Origin of the sequence: Martinezella calliandrae, from assembly GCF_030272695.1 — a bacterium.
GTDB classification, from domain to species: Bacteria; Pseudomonadota; Alphaproteobacteria; order Rhizobiales; family Rhizobiaceae; genus Rhizobium; species Rhizobium calliandrae.
In genome coordinates this window covers 22,868-43,972 of sequence record NZ_JARFYN010000022.1, presented here as the reverse complement: position 1 = coordinate 43,972, position 21,105 = coordinate 22,868, and the positions used below count along the sequence as shown (strand labels likewise).

Below are 21,105 nucleotides of genomic sequence, written 5' to 3'. Positions count from 1 at the left end.
CCTGGCGCAATCGAGGATAGCGCGTTTGCGTTCCGGCGTGCCAGATGGGTCGACAGCATGCTGGTACCGGAATGATCGCCGATTCCGATAAGCCGCTTGCAGCGAGAGTCATGCCGAAACCCAGACCGCCATCTCGCAGCCGCCAGGCTCACGGAAATGAAAGCGCCGACCGCCCGGGAAGTTGAAGGCGGGGCGGGTGACGACGCCGCCGGCGAGTTCGACGGCGCGCTGAGCCGCTTCAAGATCCGTCGTGCGCACGACGGGAAGCGGCGCGTCGGTGGCCTCTGCGGCGTTGCCCTGGATGCCGGCGTCGATGCCGGCGGCCTCGATGGCATGATAGGTCGGCCCATAGCTGACGAAGCTCCATTCGAAGGCTTCCTCGAAAAAGCGCCGGGTCTTCAACCCGTCGGTCGATGGAAATTCGAGATAGTCGATCTGATAGGTCGCGGACATCGCACCGTCCTCCAGTTGTTCTCGTTTTGTTCTAAAACAAAACGCACCCTCCGGCAAGATGACTCCGCAGGAAATAACCGCAACAAAAAACCGCCGCCCAATCTGCATTGGGCGGCGGTGCGTATCAGGCGGTATCGACGGACATCACTTCATCGTCGGCATGACGAATTCGGCGCCATCCTTGATGCCGGACGGCCAGCGGGCGGTGATCGTCTTGGTGCGGGTCCAGAACTTTATCGAATCCGTGCCGTGCTGGTTGAGATCGCCAAAGCTCGACGACTTCCAGCCGCCGAAGGAGTGGTAAGCGAGCGGAACCGGGATCGGCACATTGACGCCGATCATGCCGATGTTGATGCGCGAGGCGAAATCGCGGGCAGCATCGCCGTCGCGGGTATAGATCGCGACGCCATTGCCGTATTCATGCTTCATCGGCAGGTCGAGCGCTTCTTCGTAGTTCTTGGCGCGGACAACCGAGAGAACGGGCCCAAAGATTTCAGTCTTGTAGATATCCATGTCGGGTTTGACATGGTCGAACAGGCTGCCGCCGACGAAATAGCCGTCCTCATAACCTTGCAGCTTGAAGCCACGACCGTCGACGACGAGCTTGGCGCCCTCGTCGACGCCGCGATCGATCAGGCTGTTGACACGGTTATAGGCATCCTTGGTGACGAGCGGACCCATATCGGCCTTGTCATCTGTGTAAGGCCCGATGCGCAGCGACTCGATCTTCGGAACCAGCCTGTCGACCAGCCGATTGGCCGTGTCTTCACCGACTGGGACGGCGACGGAAATCGCCATGCAACGCTCGCCAGCTGAACCGTAGCCCGCGCCCATCAGGGCGTTGACGGCCTGATCCATGTCGGCATCCGGCATGATGATCATGTGGTTCTTGGCGCCGCCAAAGCATTGGGCGCGCTTGCCGTTCATCGCAGCCGTGCCATAGACGTAGCGGGCGATCGGCGTTGAACCGACGAAGGAAACAGCAGCGATATCCGGATCGGTCAGGATGGCGTCGACGGCGGCCTTGTCACCGTTGACGACGTTGAGGATGCCTGCCGGCAGACCGGCTTCGATCATCAGTTCGGCAAGACGGATCGGCACAGACGGATCGCGCTCGGACGGCTTCAGGATGAAAGCGTTGCCGCAGGCGATCGCCGGCGCGAACATCCACATCGGGATCATCGCCGGGAAATTGAACGGCGTGATGCCGGCGCCGACACCAACCGGCTGGCGGATGGAATACATGTCGATCGCCGGGCCGGCGCCTTCAGTGAACTCACCCTTCTGCAGGTGCGGGATGCCGCAGACGAATTCGCAGACTTCCAAGCCGCGGATGACATCGCCCTTGGAATCTTCGACCGTCTTGCCATGCTCCCTGGAGAGCATCGTCGCCAACTCGTCCATATGCTGGTTCAAAAGCTCAACGAACTTGAAGAAAACGCGGGCGCGACGCTGCGGATTGGTGGCGGCCCATTTCGGCTGCGCGGCCTTGGCGTTTTCGACGGCGGCGCGGATGTCGGCGACATCGGCGAGCGCGACCGTTGCCTGAACTTCGCCGGTTGCCGGATTGTAAACGTTGCTCGTGCGGCCGCTGGTGCCAGCGACATGCTTACCGCCGATGAAATGACCGATCTCACGCATGGATTTGCCTCCTCGCTTTCTGGAATGAATACAGGATGGCACTTCAATTTGCACAAATCAATGAGCTGTTATAAGCAACCGTTGTGCAGAAATTAAAGTCCTGGATGTGCATATGGATTGGGATGATGTCCGCATGTTCCTCGCCGTCGCCCGCACGGGACAGATCCTTGCGGCCTCGAAACGACTTGGTGTCAACCACGCGACGCTCTCCCGGCGGGTGACGACGCTGGAGGAGCGGCTGAAGACGCGGCTGCTGGTGCGTCGGACCAATGGCTGCGACCTGACCTCCGAGGGCGAGATCTTTCTGCATGCGGCCGAACGCATGGAAACGGAAATGCTGCGCGCCCAGGCAAGCGTCGGCCATCTCGACAGCGCCATTACCGGTACGGTGCGCATCGGCGCACCCGATGGTTTCGGCGTCTCCTTCCTTGCGCCCCGTTTGGGACGGCTGATTGCGCGGTATCCGGAACTGCGCATCCAGCTCGTGCCGGTGCCCCGCTCCTTCTCACTATCCCAGCGCGAGGCCGATATCGCCATCACCCTCGAACGTCCGGAACAGGGTCGCCTGGTCTCGTCCAAGCTGACGGACTACACGCTCGGCCTTTACGCGTCGAAGGCCTATCTCGACCGGGCGGGCCTGCCCGACAGCGTCGAGGGGCTGAAATTGCATCCACGCATCGGCTATGTCGAAGACCTGATCTTCACCGCCTCGCTGAATTTCTCCGGCGAGATCATGCGTAGCTGGGATGCGTCGTTCGAAATCTCCACCGCCATCGGCCAGACGGAGGCTGTGCGCTCCGGCGCCGGTATCGGCATCCTGCACGACTACATCGCCCTGCAATTTCCGGAGCTGACCCGCATCCTGCCTGATATCTCGATCAAACGCGCCTATTGGACTATCTATCACGAAAGCGCCCGCGATCTGGTGCGGGTGCGCACTGTCGCGGACTTTTTGCAGGAGCTGGTGAGCGAGGAAAGGCGGATGTTTTTGTGAAGCTATCTCCGACGTAGGCATGCTTCGGCGGATCTTCGTTCTCGTCGGGATTGGGGACGGGCATCTCGTCCGGCAGCCTGTCGGGATCCGGCTCCTCTATCGGCGGCTCCGGTGTCCAGCCGGGACCGGGCATCGGTGGCTTTTCTGGAATCGGGTCGCGTGGCACGGACATGGGCAGTTCCTTCCGTTTTGTTGTTGATCTTGGGGAACGGTCGGGAGCAGGCGCGGTTCCACATGAATTCCTGTCGGCCACCCAGCGGCCCGGCCATGATGGTGTCGCGGAATGCGTTCCAAGAACGTCTTCGGTTCGCCCAAGAGGCGCGCGGTGCGCCTTCCAGGTGACCGACGCTGGACAAGCACCTGCGATCTTCTAGATATTTGAGAACACCAAGGGAGTTGCACCATGAGCGAGAAAACGAAAAAGCAATCGGAACTGACCGAAAAAGAAATCAAGGAACAAGACGACTATCTCGAGGAAGCGCTTGAGGAAACCTTTCCCGCCAGCGACCCGATTTCGCCGGGACATGTCACAAAGAAGCCAGCGGATAAGAAATAGACCGCAGCAGAGTGCGACGCCGCGGGTGCCACAAGCGTTGGCGACCGGCGCGAAATGTCCGAACCGACAGAGACAAGTCCGGACAGCGTCGGACAACCAGAACCTCTTGATTTTTGTGGAAATGGTACGGTTGGGTGGTCTCGAACCACCGACCTCAGGTGCCACAAACCTGCGCTCTAACCAACTGAGCTACAACCGCACATGCCGCGTTGCCACGGGAACGGGGGTCACATACGAGGACTTTGAAATTATTTCAAGTCCTATCTCCCCGCAATGTGAAAAAGGCTGGGCAAAACGCTTAGCGGAATTCGAAAACAAATGTCATCAGTCGCAGTGAAGGAGTTCACGGCAACGTGTGCCGCAAGAGGCGACCTTCAACCCAGTTAGGCTATTGACAGGGTCAAGAGTGCGGCGGCCAGAGCGACAAATATGAGTGCATATTTAAGTTGCGTCCAAGAGACGTGTCGATCGCTAGATGGTCGCTTTTAGAAGCCGCGCCCTTTGGTGAGAGGGGCGAATTTTCGCCCAGTATTTTCGCGATAGTTGACGGCCTCCATTGGATGACGCACGCCCAATAATACCACCGACAACAGTAGGATGCAGCTAACGGCGCGCTGTACCCGAACAAACGCGCAGCGGATGTTCCATGCCCCGAAACTAAAACGTCCCGCTTTCGGTGCTTTACCTGAAAGCGAGACGTTTGGCCTTGGGAGGCTTCTGGAAATTAAGCAGCCTTGAATGAGGCCATTGCCTTTTCGGCAGCGTCCTTGGCCGGCTTTGCCAGCTTTTCGGCGACCTTCTTCGTGGTTTCCTGGATGGACTTGGCCTGCTCGACGGTCACTTCAGCCTGCTTGCGGATGAAGGAGGTCTGCAGTTCGAAGAGTTCGGCGACGGACTTGACGCGAAGCAAGGCTTCCATGTGCGCCAGCGAGCTTTCGGCATTGGTGCGCAGGACGTCGATGGCCTTGAGGCCGATTTCCACTGAGCCAGCCTGTGCGGTCTGCACGGTGGCTTCAACGGTCTTGCCGGCTTCTTCGGCGGCCGTCTTCATCTTGGCGAAGGCTTCCTTGGACTGTGCAGCACCCTTTTCCGCGAAGTCGCGGAAGGATTCCGAGAGCTTGGACGGGTCGAATGCAGCCGTTGAAAAAACGTCGTCTTTCTTTACAGTAGCCATGCTTGCGCTCCTATGTGGGGCCCTACTCGGAGGCGCCCTTGGTGAAATGAATGAGCTTTATATAATATAGATAATTGTGCATTGCAACATCTTTGTGCGACGCACAACGCGTTAACCCTGCCAGTCAAAAACCTGGCCCTTCGCTGGACCTGAAACCGGGGCGCCGTTATTAATAAAGCGTTAAAGCAAGAGAGGCGATCACGCCCGCAAAGCAGGTCGGAACATGCCCGCAATTCAGTACCCATTCATTGACATTGCCGTGCACCCCCGCGTTCGGGAGCGTTTTGCACGCGGCGAAGCCGTGGTGCTGTTTTCGACCGGCATGGATCGGGTGCTTTGGGCCAATGGCGCCGGCGCCAATCTCTTCGGCTACGATGTCATCTATGATTTCCTCGACCAAGGACCGAAACCCGGCGACGTCTCCTTCCGGCAGATCCAGGCGACGGCACGCGGACTTGGCGCCGGCGGCGATCAGCGCACTTTCCTGATCCGCATGGCCTCGGGCTTCCAGCGCGCGGTCGTCATTGCCGCGGTCGAACTCGTTCGGGTGCAGGCAAGCGAAGAGGCGATCCTGTTTTCGTCTCCGGTCTCCTCCAAGCCGCTGGCCGCAATCGAGAGCGCGAAACGGATGATCGACGGTTTCGACGATCCCGATACGCATATGGCCGTGATCGGGCGCGACGGCGAGGTCATCGCGGCTTCGGCACGCTTCGATAGCCTTGGTGTCACGTCGCAGACCGCGAGGATGTTGACGACCATGGCGGGCGCCCAGGCGGAGAGGCTGATCAAGCGACCGATCCCGACAGGCCGTGGCTATCTGCCCGCCGCCGTCGGCAAGCTGTCGGAAATCCCTGCCTTGCATCTACTCTTCGTCGTCGAGACCGCAGCCGGTAGTCTCGATCCAACGGCAAGCCTCGGTGCTAGCGCATCTACCGGTACGGCGGCCGCAGCGATCGAGCCGGAGGCGGAAGAGGCGCGGACGGAACTCGAAACTGCCACGGCCGAGGAAACGCCCGTTCCCGATGCGGCGCCTATCGCGGAGGTGCCCTCTCCTGACGTCATCGACGCGGCGGCGGATATCGAAGAGGTCGAGGACGCGCGGGAAAATTCTGGTGCCGTCCATGAAGAGACACATCCGCAGTCCGATGCCACCGGCAAAGCTATCGACGCGCTGGTGATGATGGACAGCGCGACACCGGAACAGATCGAGGCGGCCGCGCATGCCGACGAGCTTTTACCGGACGTCGATGACGATCTTCTGGTCAGTGGCGGGGAAGGACCGGTGGAGCGTGCGGACGCAATCGCTGAACCGGTCGTGGCCAAGGCCGTCGCCCCCGCCGCGGAAGTCGGTCAGCCGGAGGGCTTCACTTTCAAGCGCAGCGGTCGCGCCACGCGTTTCGTCTGGAGGATCGATGCCGAAGGCCGCTTCAGCGAAGTCTCGCGCGAATTCGCTGAGGCCGTAGGCCCGCATGCCACGAAGGTAACCGGCGTTGCCTTCGCCGACATTGCCAAGCATTTCAATCTCGATCCGGATGGCAAGATCGCCGAGCTCTTGGCGCGGCGCGATACATGGTCTGGTCGGACGATCTACTGGCCGGTGGAAAAGACCAGCCTGATGGTGCCCGTCGACCTGGCCGCATTGCCGACCTATACCCGCAGTCGCGACTTCGATGGCTTCAGAGGCTTCGGCGTGGTGCGCCTCTCCGATGCCATCGAAGATCCGATGAAGCTTGGGTTGACATTGGGTGGAGAGGAAGAGCGGGCACCGTCGACGCCGAGAGTTGCAGAAGAGCCTGTCGCGGAAACGGCAGCGCCAACAAGTGCTGAAGAAGCACCGCACAGCCCGCCGGGGGAAAGTGTAGCCGAAGGAAAAGTGGCTGCTCACGAAGCTGGCCCTGAGGCGGCGGAGCCTGCTCCGAAGAATGAAGAGCCGCCTGCCCTGAAGATTGCGCAGACGCCGAACCGCCGCGAATCCGATAAGGTCATCCAATTGCATCAACGCCGCCCGTTGACGCTAAGCGGCTTGTCGCTGAGTGAACAGGCCGCCTTCCGCGAGATCGCGCGGCAGCTCGAACCCTTTGGCAAGCGCGCCGAGCCGCCAGCCGATCAGCCTGAAGCGATGGAACAGTCCGAAGAGGTGGCGAACATCTCCCCGCAGCCGAATGCTGCGGATGACGTTCTATCCGATGCCGTCGAAACACCAGGCGATGGCGATGCTGCCGAAGGTCGACCTGAAAGCGACGAAACCACGCAATCCGAACCGGACATGACGGCGCCTTTGGCCGAGACGGAAAAGCCGGAAGAGGTCGCCACGCCCGACTTTGAGGAATCGAAATTCTCCGGGGAACCGGAACAGGATTTCGATCCGCTGGACGTATTGAGCACCGCTATTGCGCCACGCGTGAAAATGCGCGATGGCCTATCGGCGGAGATCGTCGACCAACTGCCCCTCGCCATTCTCGTTCATGCCGGCGACCGGCTGATCCATGGCAATCCGGAATTCCTGCGGCTGACGGGTTATGAAAGCCTTACAGACCTCGAGCATGTCGGCGGGCTGGATGCCCTGTTGCAACGTCATGACCTCGAAGGCAAGACCGAGCGGCCAGGCACGATGATGGTCGTACGCGCCGACGATACGCTGGTGCCGGTCAACGCTCGGCTGCAATCGATCCGCTGGGAAGACGGCACGGCCTTGATGCTGGCGCTGATGCCACTCGACAAAAGCGAGACTTCGACGCCGCCATCGGAGCCCGTGCCCGAAGAAGCCCGGCCCGAGCGTATGGTCGAAAAACTTGCCAAGCTGCAGGTCGAAATCGAAGAGCTGCACTCGACATTGGAGACGGCGACGGACGGCGTCATCATCATCGGACAGGAGGGCGAGATCCGCTCGATGAACCGCTCGGCGAGCGCGCTCTTCAACTATGACGAGCAGGAGACCCGCGGTAAGCCTTTCGTCATACTGTTTGCACATGAGAGCCAGAAGGCCGTGCTTGACTATCTCGCCGGGCTCTCCGGCCATGGCGTGGCAAGCGTGCTGAACGATGGCCGCGAGGTCATCGGCCGTGAGGCCTCGGGCGGTTTCGTGCCCTTGTTCATGACCATGGGACGACTGAACTCCTCGAACGGCTATTGCGCTGTCATCCGCGACATCACTCAGTGGAAGCGCACCGAGGAAGAGTTGCGCAACGCCAAGCGTGCGGCTGAGACGGCCAATGCCCACAAGACCGATTTCCTCGCCCGGGTCAGCCACGAGATTCGCACGCCGCTCAACGCGATCATCGGCTTTTCCGACATGATGGCCGGCGAGCGCTTCGGGCCGATCGGTCATTCTCGCTATATCGAGTATGCGACCGATATCGGCCGCTCGGGCCGCCATGTGCTCGACATCGTCAACGATCTGCTGGACATCTCCAAAATCGAAGCCGGTGAAATGGACCTGGAATTTTCCTCCGTCGGCCTCAACGAAGCGATCGCCGAAGCCGTGTCGCTGGTGCAGCCGCAAGCCAACAGCCAGCGCGTCATCATCCGTACGGCGCTGTCGCAGGCCGTGCCGAATGTCGTCGCCGACCTGCGCTCGATCAAGCAGATCGCATTGAACATCCTGTCGAACGCTATCCGCTTTACGCCGTCAGGCGGCCAGATCGTCGTCTCAACATCTTACGAAGGCAATGGCAGCGTCGTCATGCGCATTCGCGACACCGGCGTCGGCATGACCCGCAGCGAGCTGGAACAAGCGATGAAGCCCTTCCGCCAGGTCTCGACCAATGCCCGCAAGCGCGGCGACGGCACCGGCCTCGGCCTACCGTTGACCAAAGCCATGGTCGACGCCAACCGCGCGACCTTCTCGATCAACTCGGCCCCGAATGAGGGGACATTGGTGGAGATTACATTCCCTTCGCCGCGTGTGCTGGCGAACTAAAAGTAACTTCGTTCGCTTCGAGCAGAGGCTGAAAATGGGCATTTTTGACCAGCGAGCGACAAGGGGTCGGCGACAGGAAGCTCGAATTTGAAGGATCGGAACACTAGCCATGGCAGACGTTGAAAGCCGGTTGGCGGCGCTTGGATTGCAGCTTCCACAGCCGATAAAACTTCCACCGAATGTGGTGCTCAACTTCCCTTGGGTTCGCATCCATGGCAACCGGGCTTTTATTTCCGGACACGGAGCTTTGGCACCGGACGGCTCGATCGCCACGCCTCTCGGCAAGGTCGGCCGCGATCTGTCGTTGGAGGAAGCCTATCATGCGGCCAAATTAACCGGATTGGCGATGGTTGCTAGCTTGAAGGCAAGCATCGGCGATCTCGATCGTGTCGAAAGCTGGCTGCGCGTATTCGGCATGGTCAATGCAGATGAAAGTTTCAATGGCTATCCGTTGGTCATCAATGGCTTCAGCGACCTCATCACGGATCTCTACGGCAAGGAGCGCGGCGCTCACTCTCGTTCGGCCGTCGGTGTAGCCGGATTGCCTTTCAATCTCCCGGTGGAAATCGAAGCCGAAGTCGCAATCCGCACTTAGGGCGATCATCTCTCCGGCAAACGGCCAACCCGGCATTGCCTGCATCACCGACATGGATTACTCGTTTGGCGCGTACTAACAATTGCGCACTTATGCACCGTTGCCTTCCGTGGGATAGTTTCCGATCGAGACCGGCTATCCTGGTCGGTCGTTGGATGCAAATGGGGAGGCTCCAATGTCATCGACTGCAGCAGAAGCAGGCATGGGCGAAATCTCACCCGATCTGATAGTTGATGCGATGTTTGCATGCCGGAAGACGGCCGCGATCAAGGCCGCGATAGAGCTCGATCTCTTTACGTTGATCGGCGACGGCGGGACTGCTGAATCGCTGGCAGTCGCGACGAACGCAGCCGAACGCGGCGTACGCATTCTGTGCGACTATCTCGTCGTAAACGGCTTTCTCACCAAGACGGGTCATCAATACGCTCTGACCCCCTCCAGCCGAGCATTCCTCGATCGGCATTCGCCGGCCTATATGGGCTCAGCCATCGAGTTCCTCGCCGCGCCGGAAATTCTCAAGCAAGTCCTGGACGATCCGACATCTTATGTCCGCAACGGCGGGTCCATTGGATTGGCAAACATGTCGCCGGACAATCCCGTGTGGGTGAAGTTTGCCCGTGGCATGGGTTCGTTCACGGGCGGCAGCGCGGTCAGCCTTGCAGCTGAAATGGCCAATTTGCCTGTGCCGCCAAAGAGGATTCTGGACATCGCCGCGGGACACGGACGTTTCGGGATAGAGATGGCGAAGACTTTTCCCTCGGCCGAGATCGTTGCGGTCGATTGGAACTCCGTTCTGCAACTGGCCAAACACAATGCGTGGGAATTTGGCGTTTCAGAGCGCTACAAGGCGATTCCCGGCAGCGCATTCGACGTCGACTGGGGCACGGATTACGATCTTATCCTGCTTGCGAACTTCCTACACCACTTCGACATGGAAACCTGCGCAGGATTGCTAGGAAAGACCCGGGCCAGCCTCAGCCGCGACGGCCACGTGGTCGCGGTCGAATTCGTTCCCAATGACGATCTCGTCTCGCCTCCTTTCGCAGCCGCCTTCTCGTGGGAGATGCTCGCCAACACGCCGAAGGGCGAGGCCTACACGAAGAAGGACTTAACCGAAATGGCCAGGCGCGCCGGTTTTCAAGACGCTAGGGTAAAGCCGTTGCCGCCATCACCGGCGAGCGTGATTTTCTTCGAGTAGTGGCGCCCTAAATACCGATCCCCTTGCTGAGAGGCGTGGAGATAGCAACAACGGGGCTGTTCCCCCTCGCGCGCAGTTACAAATATTACTCTCCGCGCGCCTTCGCGGCCTTGCGCGCGGCCCTTGAATCCGGCTTTCCGCTCTTGGGAGGACCGTCGTTCTTACCGAAATTCTGCTTGCCTGGCTTCTTTGCCCAGGGCTTCTTGTCCGGGCGTTCGGAAAAGTCGCCCTCGCCTGCGGGCGTCCGTTCTGGCTTGCGATCGGATTTCCATTTTGGCTTGACGGTGTCATTCGGACGGGCGCTCTTCTCCGAGTAGGGTTTTTTCTTCCCGAAAGTTCCTTCCCGCTTGGCCTGCGAAAAATCCGGTATGCCAGCGAGCGGCTTAACGCGAATGCCGCGCTCCAAGGTCTTGTCTGGGCCGATGGCAGATAGGAAGCGTTCGGCACCTTCGCTCGAAAATTCGACGAAAGTTTCTTCCGGCGTCATCTTGATCGCGCCGATGTCGCGCTTGGTGAGATTGCCGTTGCGGCAGAGCATCGGGATCAGCCAGCGCGGCTCGGCATTCTGCTTGCGACCGACCGAGAGCGACACCCAGACGCCGTCGGTGAAGTCGTTGCGTCCGGCGGAAGGCGCATCATCGCGCGGCGCCGAAAAATCGTCGCGGCGCGGTTTCCTACGCTCGCCCTCAGCGGGAACGTGCTGCAGATCCTCCGGCGCGGAATGACCGGCGCGATATTGGCGCAGGAAGGCGACGGCAACCCGTTCGGCACCGTGACTTTGCAACAGTTGCTGAACCAGGGACTGTTCGTCCTCACGCAAGGGCGCGGAGAAGATCGGATCGGCGAGAAGGCGTTCGTCGTCGCGGCGATTGACCTCTTCGGCTGATGGCGGTTTTGCCCAGGTGGCGCGGATGCGGGCGTTTTCCAGCAAGCGTTCGGTGCGGCGGCGGGCACTGAGCGGCACGATCAGGGCGCTGACGCCCTTGCGTCCGGCGCGGCCCGTGCGGCCGCTGCGATGCAGCAGTGTTTCCGGATTGGTCGGGAGATCGGCGTGAACTACCAATTCCAGACCCGGCAGATCGATGCCACGGGCGGCAACGTCGGTGGCGATGCAAACGCGCGCGCGACCGTCGCGCATGGCCTGCAGCGCATGTGTACGCTCGCTCTGGCTAAGTTCACCCGACAAGGCAACGACGGAAAAGCCTCGGTTATTGAAGCGCGCCGTCAGATGGTTGACGGCTGCACGTGTCGAACAGAAGACGATAGCGTTCTGTGCTTCGTAATAGCGCAGAACGTTGATAATGGCGTTTTCCCGGTCGCTCGGGACAACCGTCAGGGCGCGATAGTCGATATCGACATGCTGCTTGGCTTCGGACGCGGTGGCGATGCGCACGGCGTCGCGCTGGTAGTTTTCCGCGAGCTTTGCGATCGAGCGCGGCACGGTCGCCGAGAACATCATTGTCCGCCGCTCGGCCGGCGCGGTCTCGAGGATGAATTCCAGATCTTCACGGAAACCGAGGTCGAGCATCTCGTCGGCCTCGTCCAGCACCACGGCCTTTAGCTCGGAAATGTCGAGCGAGTTGCGGCGAATATGGTCGCAGAGGCGGCCCGGCGTGCCGACGACGATGTGCGCGCCGCGCTCCAATGCCCGCCTCTCCGTGCGCATGTCCATGCCGCCAACACAGGAAGCAATGGTCGCGCCAGTGAGTTCGTAAAGCCATTCCAGCTCCCGCTGCACCTGCAGCGCCAGCTCGCGCGTCGGCGCGATGGCCAATGCCAGCGGCCGGCCGGCGGGGCCGAAACGCTCATTGCCCTCGAGCAGGCCCGGAGCCAAAGCCAGGCCGAAGGCAACCGTCTTGCCGGAGCCGGTCTGGGCCGAAACCAATGCGTCCTTGCCGGCAAGGCCCGGATCGAGCATGGCCTTCTGTACCGGCGTCAGCACTTCGTAACCGCGCTTTGCCAAAGCCTTGGCGATCGCAGGAACGATGCCTTCGAATTCAGTCATATCTTGTCTTTCGGAATTCTTCGCGCCAGCCGGCGCGGATCATCGCGACCCGCACGTTGCAGGCCTCTTCTTCAAGCGTGCACATACTTGCTCGGCGGGCCAATGTACAGAGCAAGCACGAATTTGTGCGATGCACAATGAAAAAAAGGCAGCTGAGAGCGCTGCCTTTGAAGTTGATGCTGTCTAACGAAAGCTCGAGTCGATCAACGTCATGTCTCGGGAACCTCGCGGCTCCAAGCCGTTCCTAACTCATGCGAACGGCCTCAAGTTGGATTTTACCTTTGACCAAGGTTTCTTAACACCGGGTTACCGCCCATTGGTCATGGTTTGCCCCTCAATTTTAAGAGAGGCTTAGCTTTTCAGCTCATCCAGCCCGGCAAAAAGATCCAGCGCTTCGGGATTGGCGAGTGCTTCCTTGTTCTTCACCGCCCGGCCATGCACAACGTCGCGGACGGCGAGTTCGACGATCTTACCCGACTTGGTGCGCGGAATATCGGTAACAGCAATGACCTTCGCCGGCACATGCCGCGGAGAGGCACCGGTGCGAATGCGGGTCTTGATCGCCTTGACCAGGTCTTCCGTAAGCGCTGCGCCCGCCGCCAGGCGGACGAAAAGCACGACGCGAACATCATCATCCCAATCCTGTCCGATGCAGAGAGCTTCGAGGACTTCAGGCATCTGCTCGACCTGATTATAAATCTCAGCCGTGCCGATGCGAACGCCGCCGGGATTGAGCGTCGCGTCCGAACGGCCGTGAATGATCAGGCCATCATGCTCCGTCCATTCGGCAAAATCGCCATGGCACCAGACATTGTCGAAACGCTCGAAATAAGCGGCATGATATTTGACGCGATCGGGGTCATTCCAGAACATCACCGGCATCGAGGGGAAAGCTTTGGCGCAGATGAGTTCGCCCTTTTCGCCGCGCACCGGCTGGCCGTCCTCGTTCCAGACATCGACCGCAAGGCCGAGGCCCGGTCCCTGGATCTCGCCGCGCCAGACCGGCTGCAACGGATTGCCGAGCACGAAGCAGGAGACGATGTCGGTGCCTCCCGAGATGGAGGCGAGCTGGATGTCGTCCTTGATGCCCTCATAGACGAAGGAGAAACCTTCGGGCGACAGGGGCGAGCCGGTGGAAGTCATCAGCCGCAGACCCGAAAGATCGTGCGACGTCTTCGGCGTCAGGCCGCCCTTGCGTACGGCGTCGATATATTTCGCAGACGTGCCGAATAGGGCGAACTTCTCCTCCTGCGCATAGTCGAAGAGGATATTGCCGTCAGGCGAAAAGGGAGAACCGTCATAGAGGCAAAGAGTGACACCGGCGGCAAGCCCGGTTACCAGCCAGTTCCACATCATCCAGCCGCAGGTGGTGAAATAGAAAACCTTTTCGCCCGGGACCACGCCGCAATGCAGACGATGCTCCTTGATGAGTTGCAGCAGCGCGCCGCCAGTGGAATGAACGATGCATTTCGGCACGCCCGTCGTACCTGAGGAGAACAGAATGAACAGCGAATGCGAGAACGGCAGCTGCACGAATTCAACCGCCCTTGCCTCGAAGGGCGCGATTAAGGCCGTGAGCGTCTTTGCGTTTGGCGTCGCAGCCACGACCGCATCGGCGTCGCCGGCATAGGGAACGATGACAGCAGGCGCGCCGAGACGTTGCGCGATGGCGCTGACCTTGGTCGTCACATCCTGCAATTTGCCGCCATACCAGTAGCCGCTGCAGGCGATAAACAGTTTCGGCTCGATTTGGCCGAAGCGATCCAAAACTCCCTGCTCACCAAAATCCGGGGAGCAAGAAGACCAGATGGCACCTATGGAGGCGGCCGCCAGCATGCAGGCGATTGTTTCCGGCATGTTCGGCATCATCGCGGCGACACGGTCCCCCTTGCCGATACCGAGGGCGCGATAGGCCTGCTGTAGGCGCGACACCATGGCCGAAAGCCGATCCCAGGACCAGCGATCGCGCACCTTGTCCTCCCCCCAGAAGACCAGCGCGTCCCCCTCACCGCTTTTCGACAGCAGGTTCTCGGCGAAGTTCAGCTCGGCATCGGGAAAGAAACGCGCTTCCAGCATGAGGTCGCCGTTGATCAGCGCCCTTTCGCCGCGATTTCCCTTGATGCCACAGAAATCCCACACTGCTGTCCAGAAGGTTTCGCGGTCGGCGATCGACCAGGCATGCAGGCTGCTGAAATCAGAAAGGGATAGGCCGAAGCGTCGATTGCAGTCTTGCATGAAGACAAACATCGGGCTTTGCCGGCGAAATTCATCCGATGGCGTCCAGAGCGGCTGATTATCTCGCATTTTTTCTCCTCCGGTTTTGGCTTATATACCATGCTGCAGCGCATTATAAAGTCACTGAGTTGTGTGTATTCCCGCTGTACAATGTTTGCATCCGCCGATCATTTCCTATATCCGGCAAACACAGGCATATCAGCGCTATCAGTATGAAAGTCTCCGCGGATCATGAGAGCGTCGAGGAATAATAAGTGGTGGTTGACGATGCGATCAGCCTCGCGTTGGCTGCCTACTGTTGCACGCACCACGGGCATCGCCCTTTTCACCATTATCGTGATCTTCGCCGTTTTCAGGGCAACCGCTCCCTTCCTGATCTCCAGCGGCCTGGTGCGCTCCGGCATCGAGAAAGCGCTGTCGGACTGGACGGGATATCGTGCCCAGATCGAGGGCGCACCGACACTGGAATTCTGGCCGACGCCGCGCGTGACGCTCAACCAGGTCACCATTCGCGAACCGACGAAAAACGGCAAGGTGCTCGGCCATGTCGACAGCCTCTCGGCGGATTTCTCGCTGTTTGCTGCCCTGCGAGGGCGTGCGCATTTTCATGAATTCCATTTCCTGCGGCCTGTGATCTATATCCGCCGCGACGAGACCGGTCTCATCGATTGGACGAATGAAGGGCTGCTGTCCAAGGCAATCGAACGGGTGGAGCAGTCCTCCAACCAGAACACGACGATGAGCAAGGAAGAGGATGCCGCCATTGGCACCTTGACCATCGAAGACGGCAGCGTCGAGATGACTGATGACCGCAGCGGCAACCTCTACAAGCTGGGCGGCGTCAATGCCGACATCTCATGGCCGCGGCTTTCCCGCCCGATGACTGCCGTCATCCTGGCTCGTCTCAACGGCCAGGACGTGAAGATCGACTTCAATTCCGCACAGCCCCTGTTGCTCTTTGCCGGCAAGCGGGTGGATGCGAAGACAAGCTTCTCCTCGCCGCTGATCAGCTGGACCTATACCGGCGCCACCAGCATTTCCAATATCGCCGCATTGACCGGAAATCTGGATCTAAGCGTGCCGAATATGCCTGCCTTCCTGGCCTGGAGTGGGCAACACCTGCCGGCCGCAAGTACACTTCGGAACGTTTCCCTCAATGCCGACGTCGCCACGATCCCAAATGGCCTGCGCTTCAACAATCTGAGCTTCAAGGTCAACGACGCCGCTGCGTCCGGCGTCATGGATCTGAGCTATTCGAAGGCGGGCAAGCCGAAGATTTCCGGCACACTTGCCTTCGACCAGATGAACCTCAATCCGTTCCTGGCGGCATTTTCCATGCGGCTAGCTGCCGATACTGCCATCGACGCTTTGCTCAACGGCAATCCGCTGCAACGCCTAGATGTCGACATGCGGCTTTCGTCGAACAAGGCCGTGCTCGGCCCATTTCAATTCGATGATATCGGCGCCAGCCTGCTCGTTGCCGGCGGCAGCGCAAAGTTCGACATCGGCGACAGCGGTTTCGAGGGCGGCGAGCTCACCTCGCATCTGGAGGTCACTCAAGGCGACTTCGATGCCGGCGGCAAATTGCAGATCTCCATCCGCAACGCCGATTTCGGCGGGCTGTTCACCCGGCTCAATCTAATGGGGCCGCTGCCGCTGACCAGGGGATCGCTGGATCTTTCACTCAGCACATCGAAGCCGATCTGGGCCGCGAGCCTCAGCGACGTCGCCGGCAAGATGCATTTCACCTCGGCCACCGGCTCCTTCCGGCAGTTCAACATCTCGACCTTCCGCGCGCTCGCGTCCAGCAAAGCCTTTTTCCGGATGAGCGACATCGCCGACACGGCCTTCGATTTCGATAGCCTCGACGTCGAGGCAAGCGTCGCCAAGGGCTCTGTCGAGGTTCACGACGCCAAGATCGAGGGACGCAATGAAACGGTGGTGCTGAACGGCGTCGTTCCCTTCCGCAGCAACGGACTGGCGCTGTCTGGCACCATGCAGGCGAGCGATCCGGCCAATGCGGCGGAATTGCCGACGCTGCCATTCTATATCGGCGGCACCTGGCCGGACCCGGTGATCTCGCCTGTCAAAACGCTGCTGCAAAAATCCGACAAGCAGCCGCAGCAACAATAGCTCCCAGCCGGCGGCTGCCTTCACCCTACCTTACGATCCTACGCCGCGGCGGCCGCCTGCTCATCCCTCTGGCGCTGCACTTCGCGGCGCTTCGTGACGACGGAGGCGCAGATGACGCCGATGGTGACGACGCCGATCAGAATGGTGCAGATCGCGTTGATCTCCGGCGTCACGCCGAGCTTCACCTGGCTGTAGATGAGCATCGGCAATGTCTTGGCACCCGCCCCGGAAGCAAATGTGGCGATCACCAGGTCATCCAGCGACAGCGTCAGAGCCAGCACCCAGCCGGAGAACACGGCCGGCGCGATGATCGGCAGCGTGATCTCGAAGAAGGTACGCACGGGCGGCGCGCCGAGATCGAGAGCCGCCTCTTCGATCGAGCGGTCGAAGCTCAGAAGCCTGGACTGGACGACGACGGCGACGAAGCACATAGTCAGCGTCGTATGCGCCATGACGATGGTCCAGAAGCCGCGATCGATGCCGACGGTGACGAAGAGCAGCAGCAGCGACAAGCCGGTGATGACGTCTGGCATGACGAGCGGCGCGTAGATCATGCCGGAAAAAAGAATACGGCCGCGGAAGCGGGTGTAACGAACCAGCGTCAACGCGGCCAGAGTGCCAAGCACGGTCGCGATCGTCGCCGAGAACACAGCGATGCGCACGGTCAACCAGGCAGCGTTGAGCATATCGCTGTTTCGAAGGAGCCGGCCGTACCATTGCGTCGAGAAGCCTCCCCAGACCGTGACCAGCCGCGAGGCGTTGAAGGAATAAATGACCAGCAACAGGATTGGCAAATAGAGGAAGGCTAGGCCGAGCGTGACGGAGATGATGTTGAAGCGGGACCAGCGGATCATGGCTTACCTCCCCCTCTCGTCAGCTTTCGCCTGCATATGTTGGAAGAAGACGATGGGCACCACCAGCACCAGCAGCAGGATGGTCGCCACCGCGGAGGCCAACGGCCAGTCGGTATTGCCGTAGAACTCGTTCCACAACACCTTGCCGATCATCAGCGTTTCGGAGCCGCCGAGCAGATCAGGGATGACGAACTCGCCGACCGCCGGGATGAAAACCAGCATGCAGCCGGCGATGACACCCGGGATCGACAGTGGGAAGGTGACACGCCAGAAGGCGCCGATCGGCGTGCAGCCGAGATCCTGGGCCGCTTCGATCAGCGTACCGTCCATCTTTTCCAGCGAGGAATAGAGCGGCAGAACCATGAAAGGCAGATAGGAATAGACCATGCCGATATAGACGGCGGTGTTGGTGTTCAGGATCACTAGCGGCTCATGGATGATGCCAAATGCCATCAGCAGCTGATTGAGCAAACCGGTCGTACTCAGGATCGCCATCCAGGAATAGACGCGGATCAAGAAGCTCGTCCAGAACGGCAGGATGACCAGCATTAACAGCGTCGGGCGGATGCTGCGCGGCGCCTGTGCCATGCCGTAAGCAATGGGATAGGCGATGATCAGTGTCAGGATCGTCGATATGCCCGCTATCTTCAGGCTCTGGAGATAGGCATTAAAATAGAGCGGATCGCCGGCCAACCAGGTGTAATTGTCGAAGGACATGCTCTGCAGCTTGTCCCACCAATCGCCGAAACCGTCCGACCAACTGAAAGCCGGATCGTACGGCGGAACGGAGAGAGCCTTGGTCGACAGCGAAATGCGGAAGACGATCAAGAAGGGCGCGAGAAAGAAAATCAGTAGCCAGGCATAGGGAATGATGATGACGAGGCGCTGATAGATGGAAGAGCCGAGCGTCTTCATGATCAATCCCTCAGCAGCACACCGGCATTCTCGTCGAAGGAGACCCAAACGTCCTGATCATAGGCAAAAGGCTCCTCCACGGCGCGCACCGCATTCAGTGACGAGGCCTTCACGACCTGTCCGCTCTTCAGCTTGACGTGGAGAACCGTCATGTCGCCGAGATAGGCGATATCCCAGATCTCGCCCTCGGCGGCATTGACCGAGGCATTGGCCGGCGGGCGCGGCGTGACGCGCAGCTTTTCCGGCCGAATGGCGAACCCTGCGCGGCTGCCTTCGGTCGGCATCTCGCCGGTTGCGGTGCGCAAAATGAAGCCGTTGTCGACGGCGATCTCGACCGTGCCGCCTTTTGCGCGAGTGACATTGCCGTCGAGAATATTCACATCGCCGATGAAGTCGGCTACGAAGCGGGAATTGGGGGCTTCATAGATTTCCGCCGGCGTCGCCACCTGCACAACCTTGCCGTGGCTCATCACTGCAATGCGGTCGGCCATGGTCATCGCCTCTTCCTGGTCGTGAGTGACGACGACGAAGGTGAGGCCGAGACTCTGTTGCAGGTCCATGAGCTCGAACTGGGTCTCCTCGCGCAGCTTCTTGTCGAGCGCGCCGAGCGGTTCGTCGAGCAGCAGCACCTTCGGCCGCTTGGCGAGCGAGCGGGCGAGCGCCACACGCTGACGCTGGCCCCCCGAGAGCTGATTTGGCTTGCGCTTGGCGAATTGCTCCAGCTTGACGAGCCTCAGCATCTGCGCGACGCGCTCTGCGATCTCTACTTTCGGCATGCCATCCTGGCGCAGCCCGAAGGCTATGTTCTTTTCTACCGTCATATGGGGAAAGAGTGCGTAGGACTGAAACATCATGTTGACGGGACGACGATAGGGCGGCGTGCCGGCAAGGTTCTGGCCATCGAGGACGATCTCGCCTGTCGTCGGCTGCTCGAAGCCCGCCAGCATACGCAGCAGCGTGGATTTTCCGCAGCCCGAGGCACCGAGCAGAGCAAAGAATTCGCGGTTGTAGATATCCAGCGAAAGATTGTCGACGGCGGTGAAATCGCCGAACTTCTTCGTCACATTCTTGAATGAAATGTAAGGCTTTGCTGAAGCATCGCTCCAAGGAGCAAAGGAGCGCCGGATGTTACCGAGAGACTTCATCATCTATCCCCGAAATGAATGGATGCCGCTCCGGCTTTTCCCCATCCGGTAGCGCTTAAGATTTCAAACTACCCCGTCCACAACTGCTGAGCGCCGTCCTGGACCGCTATCGTACTAAGGAAAGGCCCGGGCGTTTCCGTCCGGGCCTTTGTCGACTTATTGACCGGTAACGACCTTAGTCCACAAGCGCGTCGCCAGCCGCTGCGTTTTCGGATCCCACGGCGTCACCGTGAACAGGTGTTTCATGATCTCATCGGTCGGATAAACCGCCGGATCTTCAAGTACCTCCTTGTTCACGAATTGCTGCGACGCCTTGTTGCCGTTGGCATAGGCAACGAAGTTGCTGGCCTTGGCGATGACTTCCGGCTTCATGATGTAGTTCAAGAACTCATGGGCCTCCGCCACGTGCGGCGCATCGGCCGGGATCGCCATGACGTCGAACCACATCTGTGCCTGCTCCGGGATCGAATAATCGACGAGCACGCCGTTCTTGGCCTCTTTGGCGCGGTTGCGCGCCTGCAGCACGTCGCCGGAATAGCCGAAGGCGATGCAGATATCGCCGTTGGCGAGCGCGTTGATATATTCGGACGAATGGAACTTGCGGATGAAGGGCCGGATCGATGTCAGGAGAGCCTCGGCCTTCTTGAAATCCTCAGGCTTGGTCGAGTTCGGATCGAGGCCGAGATAGGCCAGCGCCGTCGGGATGACGTCCTTCGGCGCATCGAGCATGTAAATGCCGCAATCCTTGAACTTGGCGGCAATCTTCGGGTCGAATATCACGTCAAGCGTCGGCTTGTCGTCGGTGCCGAGGATCTGCTTCACCTTGTCGACGTTATAACCGATGCCGTTGGTGCCCCACATGTAGTCGACGGCATATTGATTGCCCGGATCGTAGGCGGAGATGCGCTGCATCACCATGTCCCACATGTTGGAGATGTTCGGAAGCTTCGATTTGTCGAGCTTCTGGAACACACCGGCCTTAATCTGGCGCTGCATGAAATCTGCCGTAGGCACCACGATGTCGTAGCCGGTCTTGCCCGCCAAGAGCTTGGTTTCCAGCGTCTCATTGGAATCGAAGGTATCGTAGACGACCTTGATGCCGGTTTCCTTCGTGAAGTCGGCCAGGATCGAATCATCGATGTAATCCGACCAGTTATAGATGTTGACGACCTTGTCTTCGGCCTGGGCTGCCGTCACCAGCGAAACGGCGGCGAAAGCCGTTGCTGCGAGCCGCGCGAACATGGACTTCATAGTCTCTCCTGTTTGTTCAAGGGTATCCCGGCGATAC

The 21,105-nt window shown here is 59.9% G+C and carries 15 protein-coding genes and 1 tRNA gene; 6 read left to right on the top strand and 10 right to left on the bottom strand.

Annotation, left to right across the window (positions count from 1 at the left end):
* Window positions 1-108 precede the first annotated feature (108 nt).
* Together PY650_RS17965 and PY650_RS17960 are read right to left on the bottom strand one after the other, a co-directional pair.
* Complete coding sequence (locus PY650_RS17965; protein WP_285880811.1) at window positions 109-453, bottom strand: VOC family protein; 345 nt, start codon at window positions 451-453, stop codon at window positions 109-111.
* 144 nt (window positions 454-597) lie between these two features.
* Entirely contained in the window at window positions 598-2,094 is a 1,497-nt protein-coding gene (locus PY650_RS17960) for a CoA-acylating methylmalonate-semialdehyde dehydrogenase (RefSeq protein WP_285880810.1), read from the bottom strand.
* A gap of 112 nt (window positions 2,095-2,206) precedes the next feature.
* Here PY650_RS17960 and PY650_RS17955 point away from each other — a divergent pair, with 112 nt between their 5' ends.
* Both PY650_RS17955 and PY650_RS17950 read left to right on the top strand, forming a co-directional pair.
* Entirely contained in the window at window positions 2,207-3,088 is an 882-nt protein-coding gene (locus tag PY650_RS17955; protein WP_285880809.1) for a LysR family transcriptional regulator, read from the top strand.
* Window positions 3,089-3,491: 403 nt separating this feature from the next.
* On the top strand, window positions 3,492-3,644 hold the full coding sequence (locus tag PY650_RS17950; protein WP_285880808.1) for a hypothetical protein: 153 nt from the start codon (window positions 3,492-3,494) through the stop codon (window positions 3,642-3,644).
* Window positions 3,645-3,766: 122 nt separating this feature from the next.
* Here the strand turns inward: PY650_RS17950 and PY650_RS17945 are convergent.
* Together PY650_RS17945 and PY650_RS17940 are read right to left on the bottom strand one after the other, a co-directional pair.
* Window positions 3,767-3,843 (bottom strand) — tRNA-His (locus tag PY650_RS17945).
* Between the two features lie 525 nt (window positions 3,844-4,368).
* The gene (locus PY650_RS17940; protein ID WP_285880807.1) at window positions 4,369-4,818 is read right to left on the bottom strand and encodes a phasin; all 450 of its coding nucleotides are present in this window, start codon (window positions 4,816-4,818) and stop codon (window positions 4,369-4,371) included.
* 223 nt (window positions 4,819-5,041) lie between these two features.
* Between PY650_RS17940 and PY650_RS17935 the strand changes: the two genes are divergently transcribed.
* The 3 genes from PY650_RS17935 to PY650_RS17925 all read left to right on the top strand — a co-directional run bounded on the left by PY650_RS17935 (window position 5,042) and on the right by PY650_RS17925 (window position 10,530).
* Window positions 5,042-8,737, top strand: a complete 3,696-nt coding sequence (locus tag PY650_RS17935; RefSeq protein WP_285880805.1) for an ATP-binding protein — start codon at window positions 5,042-5,044, stop codon at window positions 8,735-8,737.
* 109 nt (window positions 8,738-8,846) lie between these two features.
* Window positions 8,847-9,332 (top strand): RidA family protein, encoded by a 486-nt coding sequence (locus tag PY650_RS17930; RefSeq protein WP_285880804.1) that lies wholly within the window; start codon window positions 8,847-8,849, stop codon window positions 9,330-9,332.
* Between the two features lie 175 nt (window positions 9,333-9,507).
* Window positions 9,508-10,530 (top strand): class I SAM-dependent methyltransferase, encoded by a 1,023-nt coding sequence (locus PY650_RS17925; RefSeq protein ID WP_285880803.1) that lies wholly within the window; start codon window positions 9,508-9,510, stop codon window positions 10,528-10,530.
* Between the two features lie 85 nt (window positions 10,531-10,615).
* Here PY650_RS17925 and PY650_RS17920 read toward each other — a convergent pair whose 3' ends face one another.
* Window positions 10,616-12,535 (bottom strand): DEAD/DEAH box helicase, encoded by a 1,920-nt coding sequence (locus PY650_RS17920; RefSeq protein ID WP_285880802.1) that lies wholly within the window; start codon window positions 12,533-12,535, stop codon window positions 10,616-10,618.
* 351 nt (window positions 12,536-12,886) lie between these two features.
* Window positions 12,887-14,839, bottom strand: coding sequence for an acetoacetate--CoA ligase (locus PY650_RS17915; protein ID WP_285880801.1), 1,953 nt, complete (start codon window positions 14,837-14,839; stop codon window positions 12,887-12,889).
* A gap of 162 nt (window positions 14,840-15,001) precedes the next feature.
* Here PY650_RS17915 and PY650_RS17910 point away from each other — a divergent pair, with 162 nt between their 5' ends.
* Window positions 15,002-16,903, top strand: coding sequence for an AsmA family protein (locus tag PY650_RS17910; RefSeq protein ID WP_285880800.1), 1,902 nt, complete (start codon window positions 15,002-15,004; stop codon window positions 16,901-16,903).
* A 38-nt stretch (window positions 16,904-16,941) separates the two neighbouring features.
* On the opposite strand, the gene PY650_RS17905 is transcribed toward PY650_RS17910, so the two are convergent.
* From PY650_RS17905 to PY650_RS17890, 4 genes are all read right to left on the bottom strand, one after another.
* Entirely contained in the window at window positions 16,942-17,757 is an 816-nt protein-coding gene (locus tag PY650_RS17905; RefSeq protein WP_285870714.1) for an ABC transporter permease subunit, read from the bottom strand.
* Window positions 17,758-17,760: 3 nt separating this feature from the next.
* On the bottom strand, window positions 17,761-18,672 hold the full coding sequence (locus PY650_RS17900) for an ABC transporter permease subunit (protein ID WP_285880799.1): 912 nt from the start codon (window positions 18,670-18,672) through the stop codon (window positions 17,761-17,763).
* Between the two features lie 2 nt (window positions 18,673-18,674).
* The gene (locus PY650_RS17895) at window positions 18,675-19,817 is read right to left on the bottom strand and encodes an ABC transporter ATP-binding protein (protein WP_285880798.1); all 1,143 of its coding nucleotides are present in this window, start codon (window positions 19,815-19,817) and stop codon (window positions 18,675-18,677) included.
* A gap of 156 nt (window positions 19,818-19,973) precedes the next feature.
* Window positions 19,974-21,059: a polyamine ABC transporter substrate-binding protein gene (locus PY650_RS17890; protein ID WP_285880874.1), complete on the bottom strand. Its 1,086-nt coding sequence runs from the start codon at window positions 21,057-21,059 to the stop codon at window positions 19,974-19,976.
* Window positions 21,060-21,105 lie beyond the last annotated feature (46 nt).

Bases quoted from the DNA above. Each gene is read 5' to 3' on its own strand.
- PY650_RS17965 (WP_285880811.1), bottom strand. From the start codon at position 453: ATGTCCGCGACCTATCAGATCGACTATCTCGAATTTCCATCGACCGAC.
- PY650_RS17960 (WP_285880810.1), bottom strand. From the start codon at position 2,094: ATGCGTGAGATCGGTCATTTCATCGGCGGTAAGCATGTCGCTGGCACC.
- PY650_RS17955 (WP_285880809.1), top strand. From the start codon at position 2,207: ATGGATTGGGATGATGTCCGCATGTTCCTCGCCGTCGCCCGCACGGGA.
- PY650_RS17950 (WP_285880808.1), top strand. From the start codon at position 3,492: ATGAGCGAGAAAACGAAAAAGCAATCGGAACTGACCGAAAAAGAAATC.
- PY650_RS17940 (WP_285880807.1), bottom strand. From the start codon at position 4,818: ATGGCTACTGTAAAGAAAGACGACGTTTTTTCAACGGCTGCATTCGAC.
- PY650_RS17935 (WP_285880805.1), top strand. From the start codon at position 5,042: ATGCCCGCAATTCAGTACCCATTCATTGACATTGCCGTGCACCCCCGC.
- PY650_RS17930 (WP_285880804.1), top strand. From the start codon at position 8,847: ATGGCAGACGTTGAAAGCCGGTTGGCGGCGCTTGGATTGCAGCTTCCA.
- PY650_RS17925 (WP_285880803.1), top strand. From the start codon at position 9,508: ATGTCATCGACTGCAGCAGAAGCAGGCATGGGCGAAATCTCACCCGAT.
- PY650_RS17920 (WP_285880802.1), bottom strand. From the start codon at position 12,535: ATGACTGAATTCGAAGGCATCGTTCCTGCGATCGCCAAGGCTTTGGCA.
- PY650_RS17915 (WP_285880801.1), bottom strand. From the start codon at position 14,839: ATGCGAGATAATCAGCCGCTCTGGACGCCATCGGATGAATTTCGCCGG.
- PY650_RS17910 (WP_285880800.1), top strand. From the start codon at position 15,002: ATGAGAGCGTCGAGGAATAATAAGTGGTGGTTGACGATGCGATCAGCC.
- PY650_RS17905 (WP_285870714.1), bottom strand. From the start codon at position 17,757: ATGATCCGCTGGTCCCGCTTCAACATCATCTCCGTCACGCTCGGCCTA.
- PY650_RS17900 (WP_285880799.1), bottom strand. From the start codon at position 18,672: ATGAAGACGCTCGGCTCTTCCATCTATCAGCGCCTCGTCATCATCATT.
- PY650_RS17895 (WP_285880798.1), bottom strand. From the start codon at position 19,817: ATGAAGTCTCTCGGTAACATCCGGCGCTCCTTTGCTCCTTGGAGCGAT.
- PY650_RS17890 (WP_285880874.1), bottom strand. From the start codon at position 21,059: ATGTTCGCGCGGCTCGCAGCAACGGCTTTCGCCGCCGTTTCGCTGGTG.